Origin of the sequence: Actinacidiphila polyblastidii (genome assembly GCF_036353415.1) — a bacterium.
GTDB classification, from domain to species: Bacteria; Actinomycetota; Actinomycetes; order Streptomycetales; family Streptomycetaceae; genus Actinacidiphila; species Actinacidiphila polyblastidii.
Genome location: NZ_JAZEWV010000004.1, coordinates 331,205 through 346,550 on the forward strand (window position 1 = coordinate 331,205; position 15,346 = coordinate 346,550).

Below are 15,346 nucleotides of genomic sequence, written 5' to 3' on the forward strand. Positions count from 1 at the left end.
ACACCTCACCGTCGGTCATGCGCGGGCCTCCGCCGCGGCGCGGGCTGCTGCGGGCAGTGCGGCGGCGATCCGCTCCACGGCCCGCTCGTCGTGTGCGGTCGACACGAACCAGGACTCGAACGCGGACGGCGGCAGGTACACGCCCTGCGCCAGCATCGCGTGGAAGAAGGCGGTGTAGCGGAACGCCTCCTGCTGCTTGGCGTCCTCGAAGTCGCGGACCTCCTGGGCGGTGAAGAACACCGAGAACATGCTGCCCGCGGTCTGCAGCCGGTGCGCCACGCCCTCCTTGGCCAGCGCCCCGGTCACCAGCTCCTGGATCTGCCGCGAGACCGCGTCGACCTTCGCGTACGCGGCCGCGTCCAGCAGCCGCAGCTGGGCCAGCCCGGCGGCGGTGGCGACCGGGTTCCCGGAGAGCGTGCCGGCCTGGTAGACCGGCCCGGCCGGCGCGAGGTGCGCCATCACGTCGGCGCGGCCGCCGAACGCCGCGGCCGGGAAGCCGCCGCCCATCACCTTGCCGAAGGTCATCAGGTCGGGCCGCACGCCGTCCAGCCCGTACCAGCCGGCCGCGCTGACCCGGAAGCCGGTCATCACCTCGTCGGAGACGTACAGCGCGCCGTCGTCCGCGCACAGCTGCCGCAGCCCCGCGTTGAAGCCGTCCGCCGGCGGGACCACGCCCATGTTGCCGGGCGACGCCTCGGTGATGACGCAGGCGATCTCGCCGGGGTGCGCGGCGAAGGCCGCCCGCACCGCCGCCAGGTCGTTGTACGGCAGCACCAGGGTGTCGCCGGCCTGCGCGCCCGTCACCCCCGGGGTGTCGGGCAACCCGAACGTGGCAACACCGGAACCCGCGGCCACCAGCAGCGCGTCCACATGACCGTGGTAGCAGCCCGCGAACTTGACCACCTTGGTCCGCCCGGTGAACCCCCGGGCCAGCCGGATCGCCGACATGGTCGCCTCGGTGCCGGACGACACCAGCCGTACCTGGTCGAGCGGTTCGACCCTGGCCGTCATGGCCTCGGCCAGCGCGACCTCGCCCTCGCCCGGGGTGCCGAAGGAGGTGCCGAGGGCCACCGCCTCCTGCACCGCGGCGATCACCTCGGGGTGCGCGTGGCCGAGGATCATCGGCCCCCACGAGCAGACGAGGTCGACGTACTCGCGCCCGTCCGCGTCGGTCAGATACGCGCCGGCGCCGGACACCATGAACCGGGGCGTTCCGCCCACGGCGCGGAACGCGCGCACCGGAGAGTTCACGCCTCCTGGCGTCACGGCCGCCGCGCGGTCGAAGAGTTCCTGGGACACTGGTGCTTCGTACGGATAGCTCACGGGATTGCTCACGGACTCATGCTCTCAAATGCCGGGCGTTGCGCCGCAACGTCTCAACCCTGCATCTGAGACGATGATCGGGTTGCATGGTTGGGTCAGCGAATGGTCGGGTAGTGGAATGCAGCAGCGTGGTGGCGGACCGGGTGAAGGGCCTGGCGATCACGGCGATCATGGCTCCGAGGACCCCCGTCCCACCGGCAGGCGCCGCCGCATCCCGCAGGACCGACCCACACCGCACGAGCGCAGCACAGAAGACCGCGATCAAGAACACCACGAGCAACAGGACGCACACGGCGAACACCGCCCGGCGGGACGCCGATCGACCGCAGAAAGCAGGAGCAGGGGTGGCCGAGTGGGGGTGACCTACAAGTACTTCGGTGCACCCGACGGTGCCACGGCGGCACGCGTCCCGATCTCCATGCGCCCCGAGGAACTCGGCGGCGACGAACTCGGCCAGGGGATGTACACCAAGGTCAAGCCGGAGACGATGGCGGCGATGGTCCTCACCGGCATCGAGGGCATACCCCCGTCCAAGGTGCCGCCGCTCGAACTCGTCGTCCTGCACCCCGACTACGCCGTCGTCCGGCTGCCCGCCTCCGTCGTGGAGCCGCTGCGCACCGCCGACGAGGAGTCGCTGGGCGCCGCCGCCTTCATCTGGTCCACCGTCCCTGACCGGCGCGGCCCGCGCGACGCGTTCGTCATCTACCAGATGCTCCACGAATGGCAGGATTTCGCCCGCCGCTGCGAGGAGTCGGGCCACCAGCTCTACTGCCTGGTCTGGCCGTGACCCCCGGCGGACGCCGGCGCCGCCCTTCGTCCCCTTCGCCCGCTTTGCCTCTGGCGGATCGCCGCAACGACTCGGACACGCAGCTGGCCGCCCGCGGGCCGGCCGCCGGGCCGGGGCCGGGCCCTACGCGTCGAGGTGCGCGAAGGCGTCGGTGAGCCCGCGCTTGAGCAGGCGGGACAGCGGCCGCTCGACCAGCCGGTGCACCGCGTAGCTGAGCAGCAGGCCGCCCGCGATGAGCCCGGCGACCAGCACCCGGGCGTCGGCGCGGTCGCGCAGGTAGTGGATCGCGGTGGTGCCCGCCGCGTAGTGCAGCAGGTAGAAGGGGTACGTCAGGGAGCCCGCGGTCACCAGCCACTTCCACTGGAAGCGGTCGGTCGCGCCGAGCGCCACGCACACCATGAACGCCAGGAAGAGCGTGTAGACCACCAGCGCCCCGCGCCAGCTGGAGACGTGCTCGACGGTGTCGATACGGCGGCCCAGCTCGTCCTGGGCCATCAGCCAGGACAGCGCGAGGATGCCCCACAGCAGGAGGTCCTGCCCGAACCGGTACATCAGGAACAGCGCGAGGCCGGCGATGAAGTACCAGGCGCCGTCGGGGTCCGCGAGCAGCACCAGCGCGGGGAGGCCGGACACCGGCGCGAGCATGGCCAGCGCCCCCCACACGCAGCAGAACACCACGACCCTGCGGTAGGTGAGCCCGAACGCCACGACCGCCAGGAAGATCAGGTAGAAGCGCAGCTCCGACCAGAGCGTCCAGTAGACGCCGTCGACGTTCCCGATCCGCGAACCGGACTGCAGCATCGAGAGGTTGAAGAACGCCTGCCGCGGCGACGGCTTCGGCCAGATGGCCGGCCACGCGGTGAGCACGACGGTGGTGAAGACCACGCCGAACCAGTACGCCGGGTAGAGCCGGATCACCCGGGAGACGAAGAAGTCCCGCGGCCTGCGCCCCCAGCAGGACATGCAGACCACGAACCCGCTGATGACGAAGAAGATCTCGACGCCGATCCAGCCGTAGGAGGCGACCCGGAAGACGCTCGGCATGATGTCCGAGACCGGCCGGCCCCAGATGACGTTCCGCGGGCGGTCCACCCGGTAGGTGCCGACGTAGTGGTGCAGGGCCACCATGACGGCGGCGAGCAGGCGCAGCGCGTCGATGACGTAGAGCCGGGCCCGGCGCGGATGCTGCGGCGCGGCAGGCTGCGGCGCGGGCGGCTGCGGCGCGTCCGGCCGCGGCGCGGGCTGCGGGGTCAGGGCCCGCGGGTCCTCCGCGCGCGTCGGCCGACCCGGGTCGTACGGGGGCTGCGCGGACTGCGGGAGCCGCGGCGGGCCCGGCAGGCGGGGCGCCGACGGCGTGGTCCGCACCCCGGCGGGAGCGCCTCCCGGGACTGTCACCTTGGGGTGCGGCCAGTCGTCCGCCCCACCACCCGCATGCCTCATCAGCCGTCCCCATCAACCTGAAGAAAGCATCAAGCTACGGTAGTGACCCGAGACGGAAACGGGGCGATCCGGGCAATCGAACACGGTTAACGCAGACTTGGCCGGGCGCTCCCCGACCCGAAACCCGAAGTTCGCCGAATCTCCATCCCGCGCGCATCACGCCTGGTCGCGCCCCGTCACAGCGCCGCCTCCCGGCCCCGCCCGCACCCCATGGGATCATGGCGCAGGACCGGACACGCGGCCCGGCAGAGCCGGCCACGGCGGAAAGGCAGCCCCGTGCACGAGCAGACGATCGGCGACTACCTCGAACGGCTGGCCGCCCGCGAGCCGGCTCCCGGCGGCGGCGCCGCGGCGGCCCTGCACGCCGCCCAGGCCGCGGCCCTGCTCGCCATGGTCGCCCGCTACACCACCGGCGTGAAGTACGCCGCACACGCCGGACCGATCGCCGCGGTGATCGCCGAGAGCGACGAACTGCGCACCCGCGCGCTGCGGTTGGCGGCCGACGACGCCGCCGCGTTCACCGCGGTGACCGACGCCTACCGGCTGCCGCACGCCGACGACGAGGAGCGGGCCGTACGGTCCCGGGCCATCGCCGCCGCGCTGGAGGTCGCCGCGCGGCCGCCGGCCGACGTGATCATCGCCGCCGCCCGGATCACCGCCCTCGCCGAGACGCTGCTGCCGATCGGCAACCCGAACGTGATCACCGACGTCGCCGCCGCGGCGGAGGCCGCCCGCGCCGCGGCGACGACCGCCCGCGTCAACGTCGAGATCAACCTCGGCGGCATCAAGGACGAGACGGTCCGCGCCGAACTCACCGCGGCCGTACGGGACGTGGACGACATCGCGGCCCGTGCGGCGGCCGTCACCGAGGCCGTGCGCAAGGAGATCGCCCGATGAGCGGGCAGGAGCCGGCGGCAGCGGCCGAAGCGGCGCCGCTGGGCCTGTCCGGGGCCGCGCGCGCCGCGGAGCTGCGGGCCGAGGTGACCGCGCGCGTCGCGGAGTCGGCCGCGGCGGGCGTCACCGTGCGGCTGGCCGTGGTGGTCGCCACCGAGGACGAGTCGACCGCCTGGTACGTCCGGTCCATCGCGCGGGCCGCCGGCCGGACCGGCATCGCGTGCGACACGGTCACCCTGCCGCCGGACGCCACCGCGGACCTGCTCCGGGCGCGGCTGGCGGAGCTGAGCGCGGACCCGGCGGTGCACGGCGTCATCCTGCAGACGCCGCTGCCTCCGGGGGTGGCCGCCGCGGACGTGGCCGCCGCCATCGCCCCGGACAAGGACGTCGACGGCGCCAACCCGCTGAGCCTCGGGCGGCTGGCGGCCGGCCTGCCCGCCTTCGCGCCCGCCACCGCCGAGGCGGTCGTCCAGCTGCTCGACGCGCACGGCGTGCCGCTGGCCGGCCGTACCGTCGCGGTGGTCGGCCGCTCCACCGTGGTCGGCAAACCGCTCGCGCACCTGCTGCTCGACCGGGACGCCACGGTGACCGTCTGCCACTCGCGCACCGCCGAACTCGCCTCTGTCACACGGCAGTCGGAGCTGGTCGTGGCCGCCGCCGGGCGGCCGGGGCTGATCACCGCCGCGCACCTGGCGCCCGGCGCGGTCGTGGTGGACGTCGGCACCAACCCGACTCCCGACGGCGGCCTGACCGGCGACGTGGACGCGGAGTCCGTACGGTCGCGGGCCGGCGCGCTCTCCCCGGTCCCCGGCGGCGTCGGCCCGATCACCACGGCGCTGCTGCTGCGGCACACCGTGCAGGCCGCCGGGGCGGCCGCGGCGACCGGGGCGGCGCGGCCCGCCTGAGGCGGCCGGTCCGCGGCATGACAGATGTCATGCCGCAGACCGGATGTCCGGCTCTGCCGCGCGGCGCACGCCGCACGCGAGACTTCTGCCATGACGATCACCGAGGCAGTCACCGCGCAGCAGCCCGCCCCCGCCGCCACCGCTCCCGCCGTGACCGGGCCCGCCGTGACGCCGGCCGCGGAGAAGCCGGCCGAGTACAAGCCGATCCCGGTCGCCTTCTTCGCCTTCGAGGGCCTGATCGGCGCCTCCTACGACATCCTCAAGACCAGCTCCTACGCGTGGGTGGTCATCGCGATCGCCATCGCCACCAACATCGCGCTGGCCCGGACGGTGCTGCGCGGCCGGCTGAAGACGGCCCGCGCGATGCTCAAGGGCCGCAGGACCCGCAAGCTCGCCGTCGGCCTGATCGCCCTGCGGGTCGGGGTGCACTTCGTCTTCGGCGCGATCGGCGTGGCGGCCACCTCGCCCGCCGCCCACCTGGCCTTCGCGGTGGCGATGTGCGCGACGACGGTCGCGCTGCTGGCCTTCGACCAGAAGGTGATGCTGCGGGCGCTCGACGCGGAGGCGGCGCGGGCGTCGCGGGCCGCGCAGCCGGCGGCGCAGGCCGCCTGACCGGGTCCGGTCCCGGGCGCCGCCGCGGCCGCACCTATCCTTCGGTCAAGGACCGGCCACGACGGCCAGGACCGACCGGCACCGACCGGCACCGACCAGGAAGGCAGCACGACATGAGCCCCCGCCCCCGTACCGCAGTGGTGACCGGCGCGAGCAGCGGCATCGGCGCCGCGACCGCCCGCAGGCTGGCCGAGGCGGGCTTCCACGTCGTGCTCACCGCCCGCCGCGCCGACCGTCTCGCCGCCCTCGCCGAGGAGCTGGCAGCGGCAGGCCACAGCGCCGAGGTGCGGGCCCTGGACGTCACCGACCGGGCCGCCGTGGACGCCTTCGCGGCCGCCCTGGACTCCTGCCACGTGCTGGTCAACAACGCGGGCGGCGCGCTGGGCGCGGACCCCGTCGCGACCGCCGATCCGGCCGAGTGGCGCACGATGTACGAGGTCAACGTCCTCGGCGTGCTCCACGTCACCCAGGCCCTGCTGCCCGCGCTGACCGCCTCCGGCGACGGCACGATCGTCGTCATGTCCTCGACCGCGGGTCTGGGCACCTACGAGGGCGGCGGCGGATACGTGGCCGCCAAGCACGGCGCGCACGTCATCGCCGAGACGCTGCGGCTGGAGCTGAACGGGCAGCCGGTGCGCGTCGTCGAGATCGCCCCGGGCATGGTCAGGACCGAGGAGTTCGCGCTGACCCGGTTCCGCGGCGACTCCGACCGGGCCGCGGCCGTCTACGCGGGCGTCGACGAGCCGCTGACCGCCGACGACGTCGCCGACACCGTGGCCTGGGCGGTCACCCGCCCCGCGCACGTCAACGTCGACCTCCTGGTGCTGCGCCCGCGCGCCCAGGCGTCCAACTCCAAGGTCCACCGCAGGCAGTGAGCCGCAGGCAGTGAGCCGCGAGCGGCGACCTACGTGACGATCTCCAGCAGCCGGTCGCCGAGCACGGCGGCCGAGTGCGGGTTCTGGCCGGTGACGAGGTTGCGGTCCTCGACCATGTACGGCTCCCAGATCGGGCCGCGGCTGTACTGGACGCCGACCTTCTCCTTCAGGTCGTCCTCCAGCAGCCACGTCGCCCTGGCGGCCAGGCCGACCGCTTCCTCCTCCTCGTTGGTGAACCCGGTGACCTTGTAGCCCTTGAACGGGGACTCGCCGTGGATCCTGGTGGCGAGCAGCGAGGCGGGGGCGTGGCACACGATGAACAGCGGGTTGCCCGAGGCGAGTTGCGCCGTCAGCAGCCGGCCCACGTCGGCGTCGAACGCGAGGTCCGACATCGGGCCGTGTCCGCCGGGCAGGTACACCGCGTCGTAGTCCTCGAGGCGGACGTCCGACAGCTTCAGCGGCCGCCGCATCACCTCCGCGGAACGGATGACGGCCTCCAGCTCCAGGGCCCCGTCCTCGCCGCCCGCCATCGAGGGGCGCAGGCTCATCATGTCGACGTTGGGGGTCACCCCGCCGGGCGTCGCCACCACGACCTCGTGCCCGGCCTCCGTGACGGCCTTGTACGGCATCGCGAACTCCTCGGCCCAGTAGCCGGTCGCGTATCTGGTGCCGTCCTTGAGCACCCAGTACGTCGCTCCGCTCACGATGAACAGGACCTTCGCCATCGCATCCGCCTCCTCGTCACGCTCGGTGCAAACGACGCGGTTGACTCATTCAGCGTAGGCACCCGCAGGGCCGCCCGCATGCGGGCGGCCCGGCCGCTCGCGGGACGCGGCGCGCGCGAGGTCTGTCACGACGGGGCGGGAACTCGCGTCGGCGGGCCGAAGATCACCGCGACCAGCCCCAGGCCGACCGCCGCGCCGGCGAGCTGGGCGACGACGAAGCCGGCCAGCGAGCCGGGGGCGATGCCGGCGAAGGTGTCGGTGAAGGTGCGGCCGACGGTCACCGCCGGGTTCGCGAACGAGGTGGAGGAGGTGAACCAGTAGGCGGCGCCGATGTAGGAGGCGACCGCGACCGGCGCGAAGCGCAGCCGGTCGCTGCGGGCGAGGCCGAAGATCAGCAGGATCAGTCCGGCGGTCGCGACGACCTCGCCGAGCAGCAGGTGCCGGGCGTCCCGGTCGTGCGTGGAGAACCTCACCAGCGCTTCGCCGAACATCGCGTCGGCCACGATCGCGCCGCCGATCGCTCCGGAGAACTGCGCGAGCACGTAGACCGCGGCCTCACGCGCGGTGGCTCCCGAGCCGCCGCGGCGGCCGGTCCACCACTGCGCCAGGGTGACGACCGGGTTGAAGTGCGCGCCGGAGACCGGGCCGAGCAGCACGATCAGGACGCCGAGCCCGAAGACGGTGGCGGTGGAGTTCGCCAGCAACCGCAGACCGACGTCGTGGGTCAGCTCGGTGGCCTGGATGCCCGAGCCGACCACGACGGCCACCAGGGCGGCGGTGCCGACCAGTTCGGCCGCCGCTCGGCGCGCCAGCGGCGCCCGCGGCGGGGTCGCCCGGGGGGCCGGCTGCGGCACGGTGGCGGCGTCAGCGGGGGCGTCGGCGGCAGCGGCGTCGGTGGCGCTCAAGAAGGTCTCCGGGTGCGGGAAGGACGCCGCCCCACGAGGCCGGCGGACAGGCCGGGCCCCCGCAGGACGGGGCAGGACGGGACTGAGTAGGGCGGGACGGCGTCAGGACGGGACGGCGTCAGGGGCAGGAACGCCTGACGTTGTCGCGCTCGGTCTCCCGGGCGGTGGCCGCCAGCGCGGCGAACGATCCCGCGAGCCGCTCCAGGACCTCCGGGCGGAGCCTGTAGTAGGTGAACCTGCCGCACGGCTCGGTGTCGACGACCCCGGCTTCGCGCAGCACCCTCAGGTGGTTGGAGAGGTTGGTCTGGCGGGCGCCGGTCTCCTGCACCAGGTGCGTGGTGCACAGCGTCTCGCGGGCCAGGAGCGTCACGATCCGCATGCGGAGGGGGTCGGACAGCACCCGGATCAGATCAGTGTCGACTGACGTCAGCATGCGGTGATACTTTCACATCAGCGAGCGCTGATGCCAGCCCCGCCCGGCTCCTGGGGCCCGCACACCGGGGGCCGCCCGTCCCCCTGCTGGAGTGCCTCATGCCTGCTCCCGGCCCCGCCGCGGCTCCCGAGCCCCGCCGGTCCAAGCCGTCCGTGCTGTTCGTCTGCGTCCACAACGCCGGCCGCTCCCAGATGGCCGCCGCCTGGCTGACCCACCTGGCCGGCGACCGCGTCGAGGTCCGTTCCGCCGGCTCCCGGCCCGGCGAGGCCGTGAACCCCGCCGCCGTCGAGGCGATGAGGGAGGTCGGCGTCGACATCTCCGCCGAGGTCCCCAAGGTCCTCACCGTCGACGCGGTCCGCGAGTCCGACGTGTGCGTCACCATGGGCTGCGGCGACACCTGCCCCGTCTTCCCCGGCAAGCGCTACCTGGACTGGGACCTCCAGGACCCGGCCGGGCAGGGCGTGGCGGCCGTACGGCCCATCCGCGACGAGATCAGGGTCCTCGTCGAGGGGCTGATCGCCGAGATCGCCCCCGACCCGGCCGCGTGAGGCGGGCCCCGGTCCGGACGGACCGGGGCCCCTCACGACGCATGCCGAGACCGCGGCCTCAACCCTTCACGCACACCACCTGCTTGAGCTTGGCCACCACCTCGACCAGGTCGCGCTGCTGGTCCATCACCTTCTCGATGGACTTGTACGCGCCGGGGATCTCGTCGACGACGCCGGAGTCCTTGCGGCACTCCACCCCGCGGGTCTGCTCCTCCAGGTCGCGGGTGGTGTACTGCCGCTTCGCCGCGTTGCGGCTCATCCGGCGGCCCGCGCCGTGGGAGGCGGAGTTGAAGGCCGCGGAGTTGCCGAGGCCGCGGACGATGTAGGAGCCGGTGCCCATGGAGCCGGGGATGATGCCGTAGTCGCCGCCGCCCGCGCGGATCGCGCCCTTGCGGGTGACCAGCAGGTCGGCGCCCTCGTACCGCTCCTCGCTGACGTAGTTGTGGTGGCAGGAGATGACCGGTTCGAAGGTGACCTTCGCCTTGCGGAACTCGCGGCGGACCACCTCCTGGGACAGGGCCATCATGACGGCGCGGTTGTGCTTGGCGTACTCCTGCGCCCAGTACAGGTCGTTGCGGTAGGCGTCCATCTGCGGGGTGCCGCTGATGAAGACCGCGAGGTCGCGGTCGACCAGGCCCTGGTTGTGCGGGAGGCGCTGGGCCTCGCCGATGTGGTGGTCGGCGAGCTCCTTGCCGATGTTCCGCGAACCGGAGTGCAGCATGATCCAGACCGCGTCCTCGGTGTCGACGCACAGCTCCCAGAAGTGGTTGCCGGAGCCGAGCGTGCCCATCTGCTGCGCCGCCCGCTCGCGGCGGAACCTCACGGCGTCGGCGATCCCGTCGAAGCGCGACCAGAAGTCGTCCCAGCCGGCCGCCGCGCCGGTCGGGTGGCCGAAGAGCCGGCCCGGGTCGACCGGGTCGCCGTGCATGCCGCGGCCGACCGGGATCGCCTCCTCCACCTTGGAGCGCAGCCGGGACAGGTCGGTGGGCAGGTCGTGGGCGCGCAGCGAGGTCTTGACCGCGCTCATGCCGCAGCCGATGTCGACGCCGACGGCCGCCGGGCAGACCGCGCCTTCCATCGCGATGACCGAACCGACGGTGGCGCCCTTGCCGTAGTGGACGTCCGGCATGACGGCGAGGCCCTTGATCCACGGCAGCGAGGAGACGTTCCGCAGCTGCTGCATCGCGCCGCTCTCGACCGTGGCCGGGTCGGCCCACATGCGGATCGGCACCCGGACGCCGGGTACCTCGGTGTACGACATGGCTGTCCCCCCAGGACACGGTGGCGAAGTGGTGGTGGTGCGGGTGGAGAGGCCGGTACGGCCAGGATGCGCCCGGCCCGCGGCATATGCGAACGAGTCACCCGATCCACCGCCCCGGCAGGCGGTGTCGGTCTGACGTGCGGTAGACATTGTGTCCAGGGCTCGCTCACGCGCGCCAAGGATTTACCGCGGGGCTGACCGCGGGAGCATCCCGAACCACCGGAACCACCGGAACCAGAGAGGGGCGAGCCAGGTGCGGTCCACTCCCAGACGGCTGCCGGTCCGGGCCGGCGCGGCCGTTGCCGCCGCCCTCGCGGTCACCGTGCTCGGCGCGGTCAGCGCCTGCACGGCGGGCGGCGGCGGGTCGGGGACGGCCTCGGACGGCAAGTCACTGCCGGCCGGCGCGACCACCCCCTCGCCGCTGCCGCCGGGCAAGTACCAGACCCTGCCGCAGCCGTGCACCGCGCTGCAGAAGAACGTGCTGGAGCACATGGTGCCGGGCGCGAAGGACTACGCGGGCACCGAGTCGCTGACCTACGACACCGACCGCCGGGTCGGCTGCGCGTGGCGCCAGACGGCGCCCGACGGCGCCTCGCACGCGCTGAGCATCGACTTCGAGCGGGTGGTGTCCTACGACCCGGGCGTGAGCGACGAGGTCCAGGCCGAGCAGGACTTCGAGCAGCGGGCGCAGGCCGCGTCGATCTCGCTGACGCCGCTGAGCGGCACCCCGACGGGGGGCGCCACGCCGACCCCGACCGGCACCGGCGCGGGCGCGGCGGGCCCGGACGGCGGCACGGGCCGCCCCGAGAGCCCGGGGGCGACGGACGGCACCGGCTCCGGCGGCAGCCAGAACGACGCCGACCCGTCGCTCGCCCCGCGCCGCCTCACCGACGTCGGCAACGTCGCCTTCATCAACGACGTCGCGAGCACCCCGGCGGCCGGCCCGCGGCGCGTGGTGACGGTGGTCTTCAGGACCGCGAACGTCGTGGTGAGCGTCACCTACTCGGCTTCCGAGCCGGCCGGCGCGGCCACCCCGAACAGCGCCGACCTGCAGAAAGACGCCCTCCAGGCGGCCGGGCAGCTGGAGCGCAAGGTCGAGAAGTAGGCTCCGGGGCCGTCCGCGGCCCCCGCGGCCCCTTAGGGTGGATGGCCGACCACCCGCGGCCCGAGCAAAGGACCCACGGCACCATGGAACGACGTCGACGCACCGCCCCCCGCCTGGCCGGCGGGCTGCTCGCCTGCGCGGTCGTGCCCGCGATGCTGCTCACCGGCTGCTCCTCGGGCTCCGGCGGCTCGGACGCTTCCGACAGCTCCGGCTCCGCGAGCACCACGAGCGCGGGCGCGAGCGGCAGCACGAGCGCCGAGCCCACCCTGGCCGCGGTCAAGTACGCGACGCTGCCTGACTCCTGCAAGGCGGTCACCGCCTCGACGGTGGCCGCGCTGGTGCCGAAGGCGAAGAGCGCGCGGGGCACCGCCGCGAAGTCCTCCGACCCCGGCACCCGCGGCGGCTGCTCGTGGACCGGCAACGGCTCCGACGGCTACCAGTACCGCTGGCTGTCGGTGACCCTCCAGCGGTTCCCCTCCGACCCGCAGCTCGGCTCCGGCGAGAAGCAGGCGCAGAACTCCTACACCCAGCAGGCGGGCGCGCTCGGCCGGGTCAAGGGCGCCACCACGTCCCCGCTGACCGTGCCCGGCGACCAGGCCGTGTCGGTCGCGGGACTGACGACCGTCGCCAAGGTCACCTCGCAGAACGACACGGTGATCGCCCGCAGCGGCAATGTCGTGGTGCTCGTGGAGTACAGCGGCGCCGGTCTGGTCGGCAAGAAGAACCCGTCCGCGCGGACGATCATCAGCGGCGCCCAGCACGCCGCGGAGAACGCGGTGGCGGCTCTCGCGGCGGCGAACACGTAACAACTCCGGTCCCCACGCCCCCGTATCCGTCGTATCCGTACGTTTGTCCGACCCGGCTGATGCCCGCGCCGACACAGTCTTGTGGCAGTCTGGGGCGGCCAGTCACGGGGACAGGAACCCGCGGTCGCTGGGACCGGGGGCGAAGGGGCAGGAGGGGTCGCGGGTGGCCGCGATACGTTTGACCCGCACGCACCGCATACTCGTCGGCGTCGTCGTCGCGGGCGCGGTGGTCATCGCGGGGATCGGCTTCGCCGGCTCCTACGCGGCCGTGCGCACGCTCGCCCTGCACAAGGGCTTCGGCTGGTTCGCGAACGTCTTCCCGATCGGCGTGGACGCCGGCATCGTCGTCCTGCTTTCGCTCGACCTGCTGCTGACCTGGCTGCGCATCCCCTTCCCGCTGCTGCGGCAGACCGCGTGGCTGCTGACCGCCGCGACGATCGCCTTCAACGGCGCGGCGGCCTGGCCCGACCCGCTGGGCGTGGGCATGCACGCGATCATCCCGGTGCTGTTCGTGGTCTCCGTCGAGGCGGCCAGGCACGCGATCGGCCGGGTCGCGGACATCACCGCCGACAAGCACATGGAGTCGGTGCGGATCACCCGCTGGGTGCTCGCACCGGTGCCGACCTTCCGGCTGTGGCGGCGGATGAAGCTGTGGGAGCTGCGCTCCTACGAGGAGGTCATCCGGCGCGAGCAGGACCGGCTGGTCTACCGGGCCCGGCTGCGGGCGCGCTTCGGCGTCGCGTGGCGCCGCAAGGCGCCGATCGAGGCGATCATGCCGCTGCGGCTGGCGAAGTACGGGGTGCCGCTGTCCGAGACCGCGGACGCCGGGCTCGCCGCTGCGGGCATCGAAGTGACGCCGCCGGTACGGCAGTTGGATCTGGCGCCGGCCACGTCCGCCGAGCCGGCGCAGGTGCCGGCGGTGGAGCAGGCCGTGGAGCAGGCGGCGCAGCCGCCGCAGCAGGACCAGGAGCAGCCGGCCGCCGCGCTCACCGCGGCCGAGCCCGCCCGCCCGCACCCGCAGCTGCCGCAGCTGCCCCAGATGCCGCAGACGCCCCGGCCGATGCCGCCGCTCCAGCAGCAACCCCCGCTGACGCAGGAGCAGTTCGCCGCGCAGCGGCAGCTGTACGAGAGCTACGGCGCGGTGCCGCCCGAGCCGTGGCCGCACGACAGCCCGTGGTTCGCGGCCCAGCAGCAGGCCCAGCAGTACCAGCAGCAGGCCCAGGCGCAGCAGTTGATGGCCCCGGTCGGCCCGTACCAGGAGCGGCCGCTCGGCTACGGCGCCCTCAACGGCGTCAACGGCAACGGCAACGGCAACGGGGTCAACGGCAGCGGCGCCGACGGTGACGCCGTCAACGCCGCGCCGCTCAACGGCAACGGCGTGCCCGGCCCGCGGCAGCAGCCCCAGCACCAGCCGGCGCAGCCGCAGCCGCAGGAGCCGTACGCCCCGCAGCCCGCGCCTGCCGTCCCCGTCGTCCCGGTCCCCGTCGCCGCGGCCGTGCCCGCCCCGGAGCCCGAGCCCGAGGCGGACTTCGAGACCTACCCGGTGGGCGGCCTGGAGCTGCCCGAGGACGTCTCCCCCGCCGACGCGTACTTCGCGGCCTACCGCAACTACGTCCAGGAGCACGGCACGCTGCCCAACACCCGCCAGCTCGCCCGCTTCCTGCCGACGGTCTACAAGGGCACGCCGCCCGAGGAGCGCCAACTCGTCAGCGCGATAAGGGATCTGCGGTACCGCTACACCTCCGAGGCGAACGCGGAGTCGATCCCGTAGGACCGGCAGGCGAGGATGGACCCATGGGACCCGAGGAAACCGACGTCACCGCACTGATCACCCGGGCAGCTGCGCCCGATCCGGAGAAGCGGGCGGAGGCCGCCTTCGATCTGGCCACCGCGGTCACCGGCCGCGGGGACGACCCCGCGCTCGCCGCACTGATCCGCCTGACGCGCGACACCGCGCCCGCCGTCCGCGACCGGGCGGCCTTCGCCCTGGGCGCGCTGGCAGATGTGGACGGCCCCGCCGTCCGGGCCGCCCTCGCCGAACGCCTCGACGACGCCGACCGGGACACCCGGGAGGAGGCCGTGCGCGGCCTGGCGCTGCGACGGGACCCGCGCGCGGCGCCGCTGCTCAGGGAGCTGCTGGAGGCGGGCGCCGGCCCTGGGGAGGCGCACCCGCACACCGTGGAGGCCGCCGCGGTGCTCGCCGACGCCGCGCTGCTGCCGGCGCTCCGGCGGTATCCGCCGCAGGAGCCGGGGGTGGCCGAGGCGCTGGACGCCTGCGACCCGCGGCGGCGCGCGCTGCGGGACCGCGGCGCCGCCGCCCTGCTGGAGGAGGTGCACCGGCTGCTGCCCGGCGCGGACGCGGCGGTGTCCGCGCACCGGATGGAGGCCGCGCCGACGTTGACCATGACGGTCGCCGGCGACCCGCTGACCTGGAACGTGGACCGCCTGCTGGCGCGGGCCGACGGCGACCCGCTGCGGGCGGCCGCGCTGGTCGTGCGGGACGCCGGGGCCCTCCCCTCGGCAGACCGCACGGCCTAGGGTGTGTCGGGGGGGGGGCGGCCGGGGGGGGGGGCCCCCCCCCCCCCCCGGGCCGGCGCGGGGGGGGGGGGGGGGGGGGGGGGGGGGGGGGGGGGGGGGGGCGGGGCCGCGGGCGGGGGGGGCGGCCGCGGCCGGGGCCGGGGGCCCGGGGGCGGCCGGCGGTTCGGCGGCGTCGTCGGGCCGGGGCGG

The 15,346-nt window shown here is 74.3% G+C and carries 16 protein-coding genes; 10 read left to right on the forward strand and 6 right to left on the reverse strand.

Annotated elements, in window-relative coordinates; genetic code table 11:
- Window positions 1-15 precede the first annotated feature (15 nt).
- Window positions 16-1,323 carry a glutamate-1-semialdehyde 2,1-aminomutase gene (gene hemL, locus V2S66_RS08330; RefSeq protein WP_330793922.1) on the reverse strand — a complete coding sequence of 436 codons (1,308 nt, stop codon included), beginning with the start codon at window positions 1,321-1,323 and terminating at the stop codon, window positions 16-18.
- Window positions 1,324-1,441: 118 nt separating this feature from the next.
- Between hemL and V2S66_RS08335 the strand changes: the two genes are divergently transcribed.
- Entirely contained in the window at window positions 1,442-2,110 is a 669-nt protein-coding gene (locus tag V2S66_RS08335; protein WP_330793890.1) for a hypothetical protein, read from the forward strand.
- Between the two features lie 123 nt (window positions 2,111-2,233).
- Here V2S66_RS08335 and V2S66_RS08340 read toward each other — a convergent pair whose 3' ends face one another.
- Window positions 2,234-3,475: an acyltransferase family protein gene (locus V2S66_RS08340; RefSeq protein ID WP_330793891.1), complete on the reverse strand. Its 1,242-nt coding sequence runs from the start codon at window positions 3,473-3,475 to the stop codon at window positions 2,234-2,236.
- A gap of 351 nt (window positions 3,476-3,826) precedes the next feature.
- Between V2S66_RS08340 and V2S66_RS08345 the strand changes: the two genes are divergently transcribed.
- The 4 genes from V2S66_RS08345 to V2S66_RS08360 all read left to right on the forward strand — a co-directional run bounded on the left by V2S66_RS08345 (window position 3,827) and on the right by V2S66_RS08360 (window position 6,836).
- Window positions 3,827-4,447 carry a cyclodeaminase/cyclohydrolase family protein gene (locus V2S66_RS08345; RefSeq protein ID WP_330793892.1) on the forward strand — a complete coding sequence of 207 codons (621 nt, stop codon included), beginning with the start codon at window positions 3,827-3,829 and terminating at the stop codon, window positions 4,445-4,447.
- Entirely contained in the window at window positions 4,444-5,349 is a 906-nt protein-coding gene (locus V2S66_RS08350; protein WP_330793893.1) for a bifunctional 5,10-methylenetetrahydrofolate dehydrogenase/5,10-methenyltetrahydrofolate cyclohydrolase, read from the forward strand. Before V2S66_RS08345 ends, V2S66_RS08350 begins: the two co-directional genes overlap by 4 nt.
- A 90-nt stretch (window positions 5,350-5,439) precedes the next feature.
- Window positions 5,440-5,961 (forward strand): hypothetical protein, encoded by a 522-nt coding sequence (locus V2S66_RS08355; protein ID WP_330793894.1) that lies wholly within the window; start codon window positions 5,440-5,442, stop codon window positions 5,959-5,961.
- A 113-nt stretch (window positions 5,962-6,074) separates the two neighbouring features.
- Complete coding sequence (locus V2S66_RS08360) at window positions 6,075-6,836, forward strand: SDR family oxidoreductase (RefSeq protein ID WP_330793895.1); 762 nt, start codon at window positions 6,075-6,077, stop codon at window positions 6,834-6,836.
- Between the two features lie 29 nt (window positions 6,837-6,865).
- Here V2S66_RS08360 and V2S66_RS08365 read toward each other — a convergent pair whose 3' ends face one another.
- The 3 genes from V2S66_RS08365 to V2S66_RS08375 form a co-directional block, all read right to left on the reverse strand.
- Window positions 6,866-7,561 (reverse strand): type 1 glutamine amidotransferase domain-containing protein, encoded by a 696-nt coding sequence (locus V2S66_RS08365; RefSeq protein ID WP_330793896.1) that lies wholly within the window; start codon window positions 7,559-7,561, stop codon window positions 6,866-6,868.
- Window positions 7,562-7,686: 125 nt separating this feature from the next.
- Window positions 7,687-8,466, reverse strand: a complete 780-nt coding sequence (locus V2S66_RS08370) for an aquaporin (RefSeq protein WP_330793897.1) — start codon at window positions 8,464-8,466, stop codon at window positions 7,687-7,689.
- Between the two features lie 118 nt (window positions 8,467-8,584).
- Complete coding sequence (locus tag V2S66_RS08375; protein WP_330793898.1) at window positions 8,585-8,899, reverse strand: ArsR/SmtB family transcription factor; 315 nt, start codon at window positions 8,897-8,899, stop codon at window positions 8,585-8,587.
- A gap of 98 nt (window positions 8,900-8,997) precedes the next feature.
- Here V2S66_RS08375 and V2S66_RS08380 point away from each other — a divergent pair, with 98 nt between their 5' ends.
- The gene (locus V2S66_RS08380; RefSeq protein ID WP_330793899.1) at window positions 8,998-9,447 is read left to right on the forward strand and encodes an arsenate reductase ArsC; all 450 of its coding nucleotides are present in this window, start codon (window positions 8,998-9,000) and stop codon (window positions 9,445-9,447) included.
- Window positions 9,448-9,505: 58 nt separating this feature from the next.
- Here V2S66_RS08380 and V2S66_RS08385 read toward each other — a convergent pair whose 3' ends face one another.
- Window positions 9,506-10,708 (reverse strand): RtcB family protein, encoded by a 1,203-nt coding sequence (locus V2S66_RS08385; protein ID WP_330793900.1) that lies wholly within the window; start codon window positions 10,706-10,708, stop codon window positions 9,506-9,508.
- Window positions 10,709-10,961: 253 nt separating this feature from the next.
- Between V2S66_RS08385 and V2S66_RS08390 the strand changes: the two genes are divergently transcribed.
- The 4 genes from V2S66_RS08390 (at window position 10,962) to V2S66_RS08405 (ending at window position 15,157) form a co-directional block, all read left to right on the forward strand.
- Window positions 10,962-11,813, forward strand: a complete 852-nt coding sequence (locus tag V2S66_RS08390; protein WP_330793901.1) for a hypothetical protein — start codon at window positions 10,962-10,964, stop codon at window positions 11,811-11,813.
- Window positions 11,814-11,896: 83 nt separating this feature from the next.
- Window positions 11,897-12,619 carry a DUF3558 family protein gene (locus V2S66_RS08395; RefSeq protein ID WP_330793902.1) on the forward strand — a complete coding sequence of 241 codons (723 nt, stop codon included), beginning with the start codon at window positions 11,897-11,899 and terminating at the stop codon, window positions 12,617-12,619.
- Window positions 12,620-12,782: 163 nt separating this feature from the next.
- A complete protein-coding gene (locus tag V2S66_RS08400; protein ID WP_330793903.1) occupies window positions 12,783-14,390 on the forward strand; it encodes a DUF2637 domain-containing protein in 1,608 nt (535 codons plus the stop codon).
- 23 nt (window positions 14,391-14,413) lie between these two features.
- Window positions 14,414-15,157 carry a HEAT repeat domain-containing protein gene (locus V2S66_RS08405; protein WP_330793904.1) on the forward strand — a complete coding sequence of 248 codons (744 nt, stop codon included), beginning with the start codon at window positions 14,414-14,416 and terminating at the stop codon, window positions 15,155-15,157.
- The last annotated feature ends 189 nt before the right edge of the window (window positions 15,158-15,346 follow it).

Coding starts and splice junctions, on each gene's coding strand:
- V2S66_RS08360 (WP_330793895.1), top strand. CDS start 6,075: ATGAGCCCCCGCCCCCGTACCGCAGTGGTGACCGGCGCGAGCAGCGGC.
- V2S66_RS08365 (WP_330793896.1), bottom strand. CDS start 7,561: ATGGCGAAGGTCCTGTTCATCGTGAGCGGAGCGACGTACTGGGTGCTC.
- V2S66_RS08335 (WP_330793890.1), top strand. CDS start 1,442: ATGCAGCAGCGTGGTGGCGGACCGGGTGAAGGGCCTGGCGATCACGGC.
- V2S66_RS08395 (WP_330793902.1), top strand. CDS start 11,897: ATGGAACGACGTCGACGCACCGCCCCCCGCCTGGCCGGCGGGCTGCTC.
- V2S66_RS08355 (WP_330793894.1), top strand. CDS start 5,440: ATGACGATCACCGAGGCAGTCACCGCGCAGCAGCCCGCCCCCGCCGCC.
- V2S66_RS08405 (WP_330793904.1), top strand. CDS start 14,414: ATGGGACCCGAGGAAACCGACGTCACCGCACTGATCACCCGGGCAGCT.
- V2S66_RS08375 (WP_330793898.1), bottom strand. CDS start 8,899: ATGCTGACGTCAGTCGACACTGATCTGATCCGGGTGCTGTCCGACCCC.
- V2S66_RS08350 (WP_330793893.1), top strand. CDS start 4,444: ATGAGCGGGCAGGAGCCGGCGGCAGCGGCCGAAGCGGCGCCGCTGGGC.
- V2S66_RS08380 (WP_330793899.1), top strand. CDS start 8,998: ATGCCTGCTCCCGGCCCCGCCGCGGCTCCCGAGCCCCGCCGGTCCAAG.
- V2S66_RS08385 (WP_330793900.1), bottom strand. CDS start 10,708: ATGTCGTACACCGAGGTACCCGGCGTCCGGGTGCCGATCCGCATGTGG.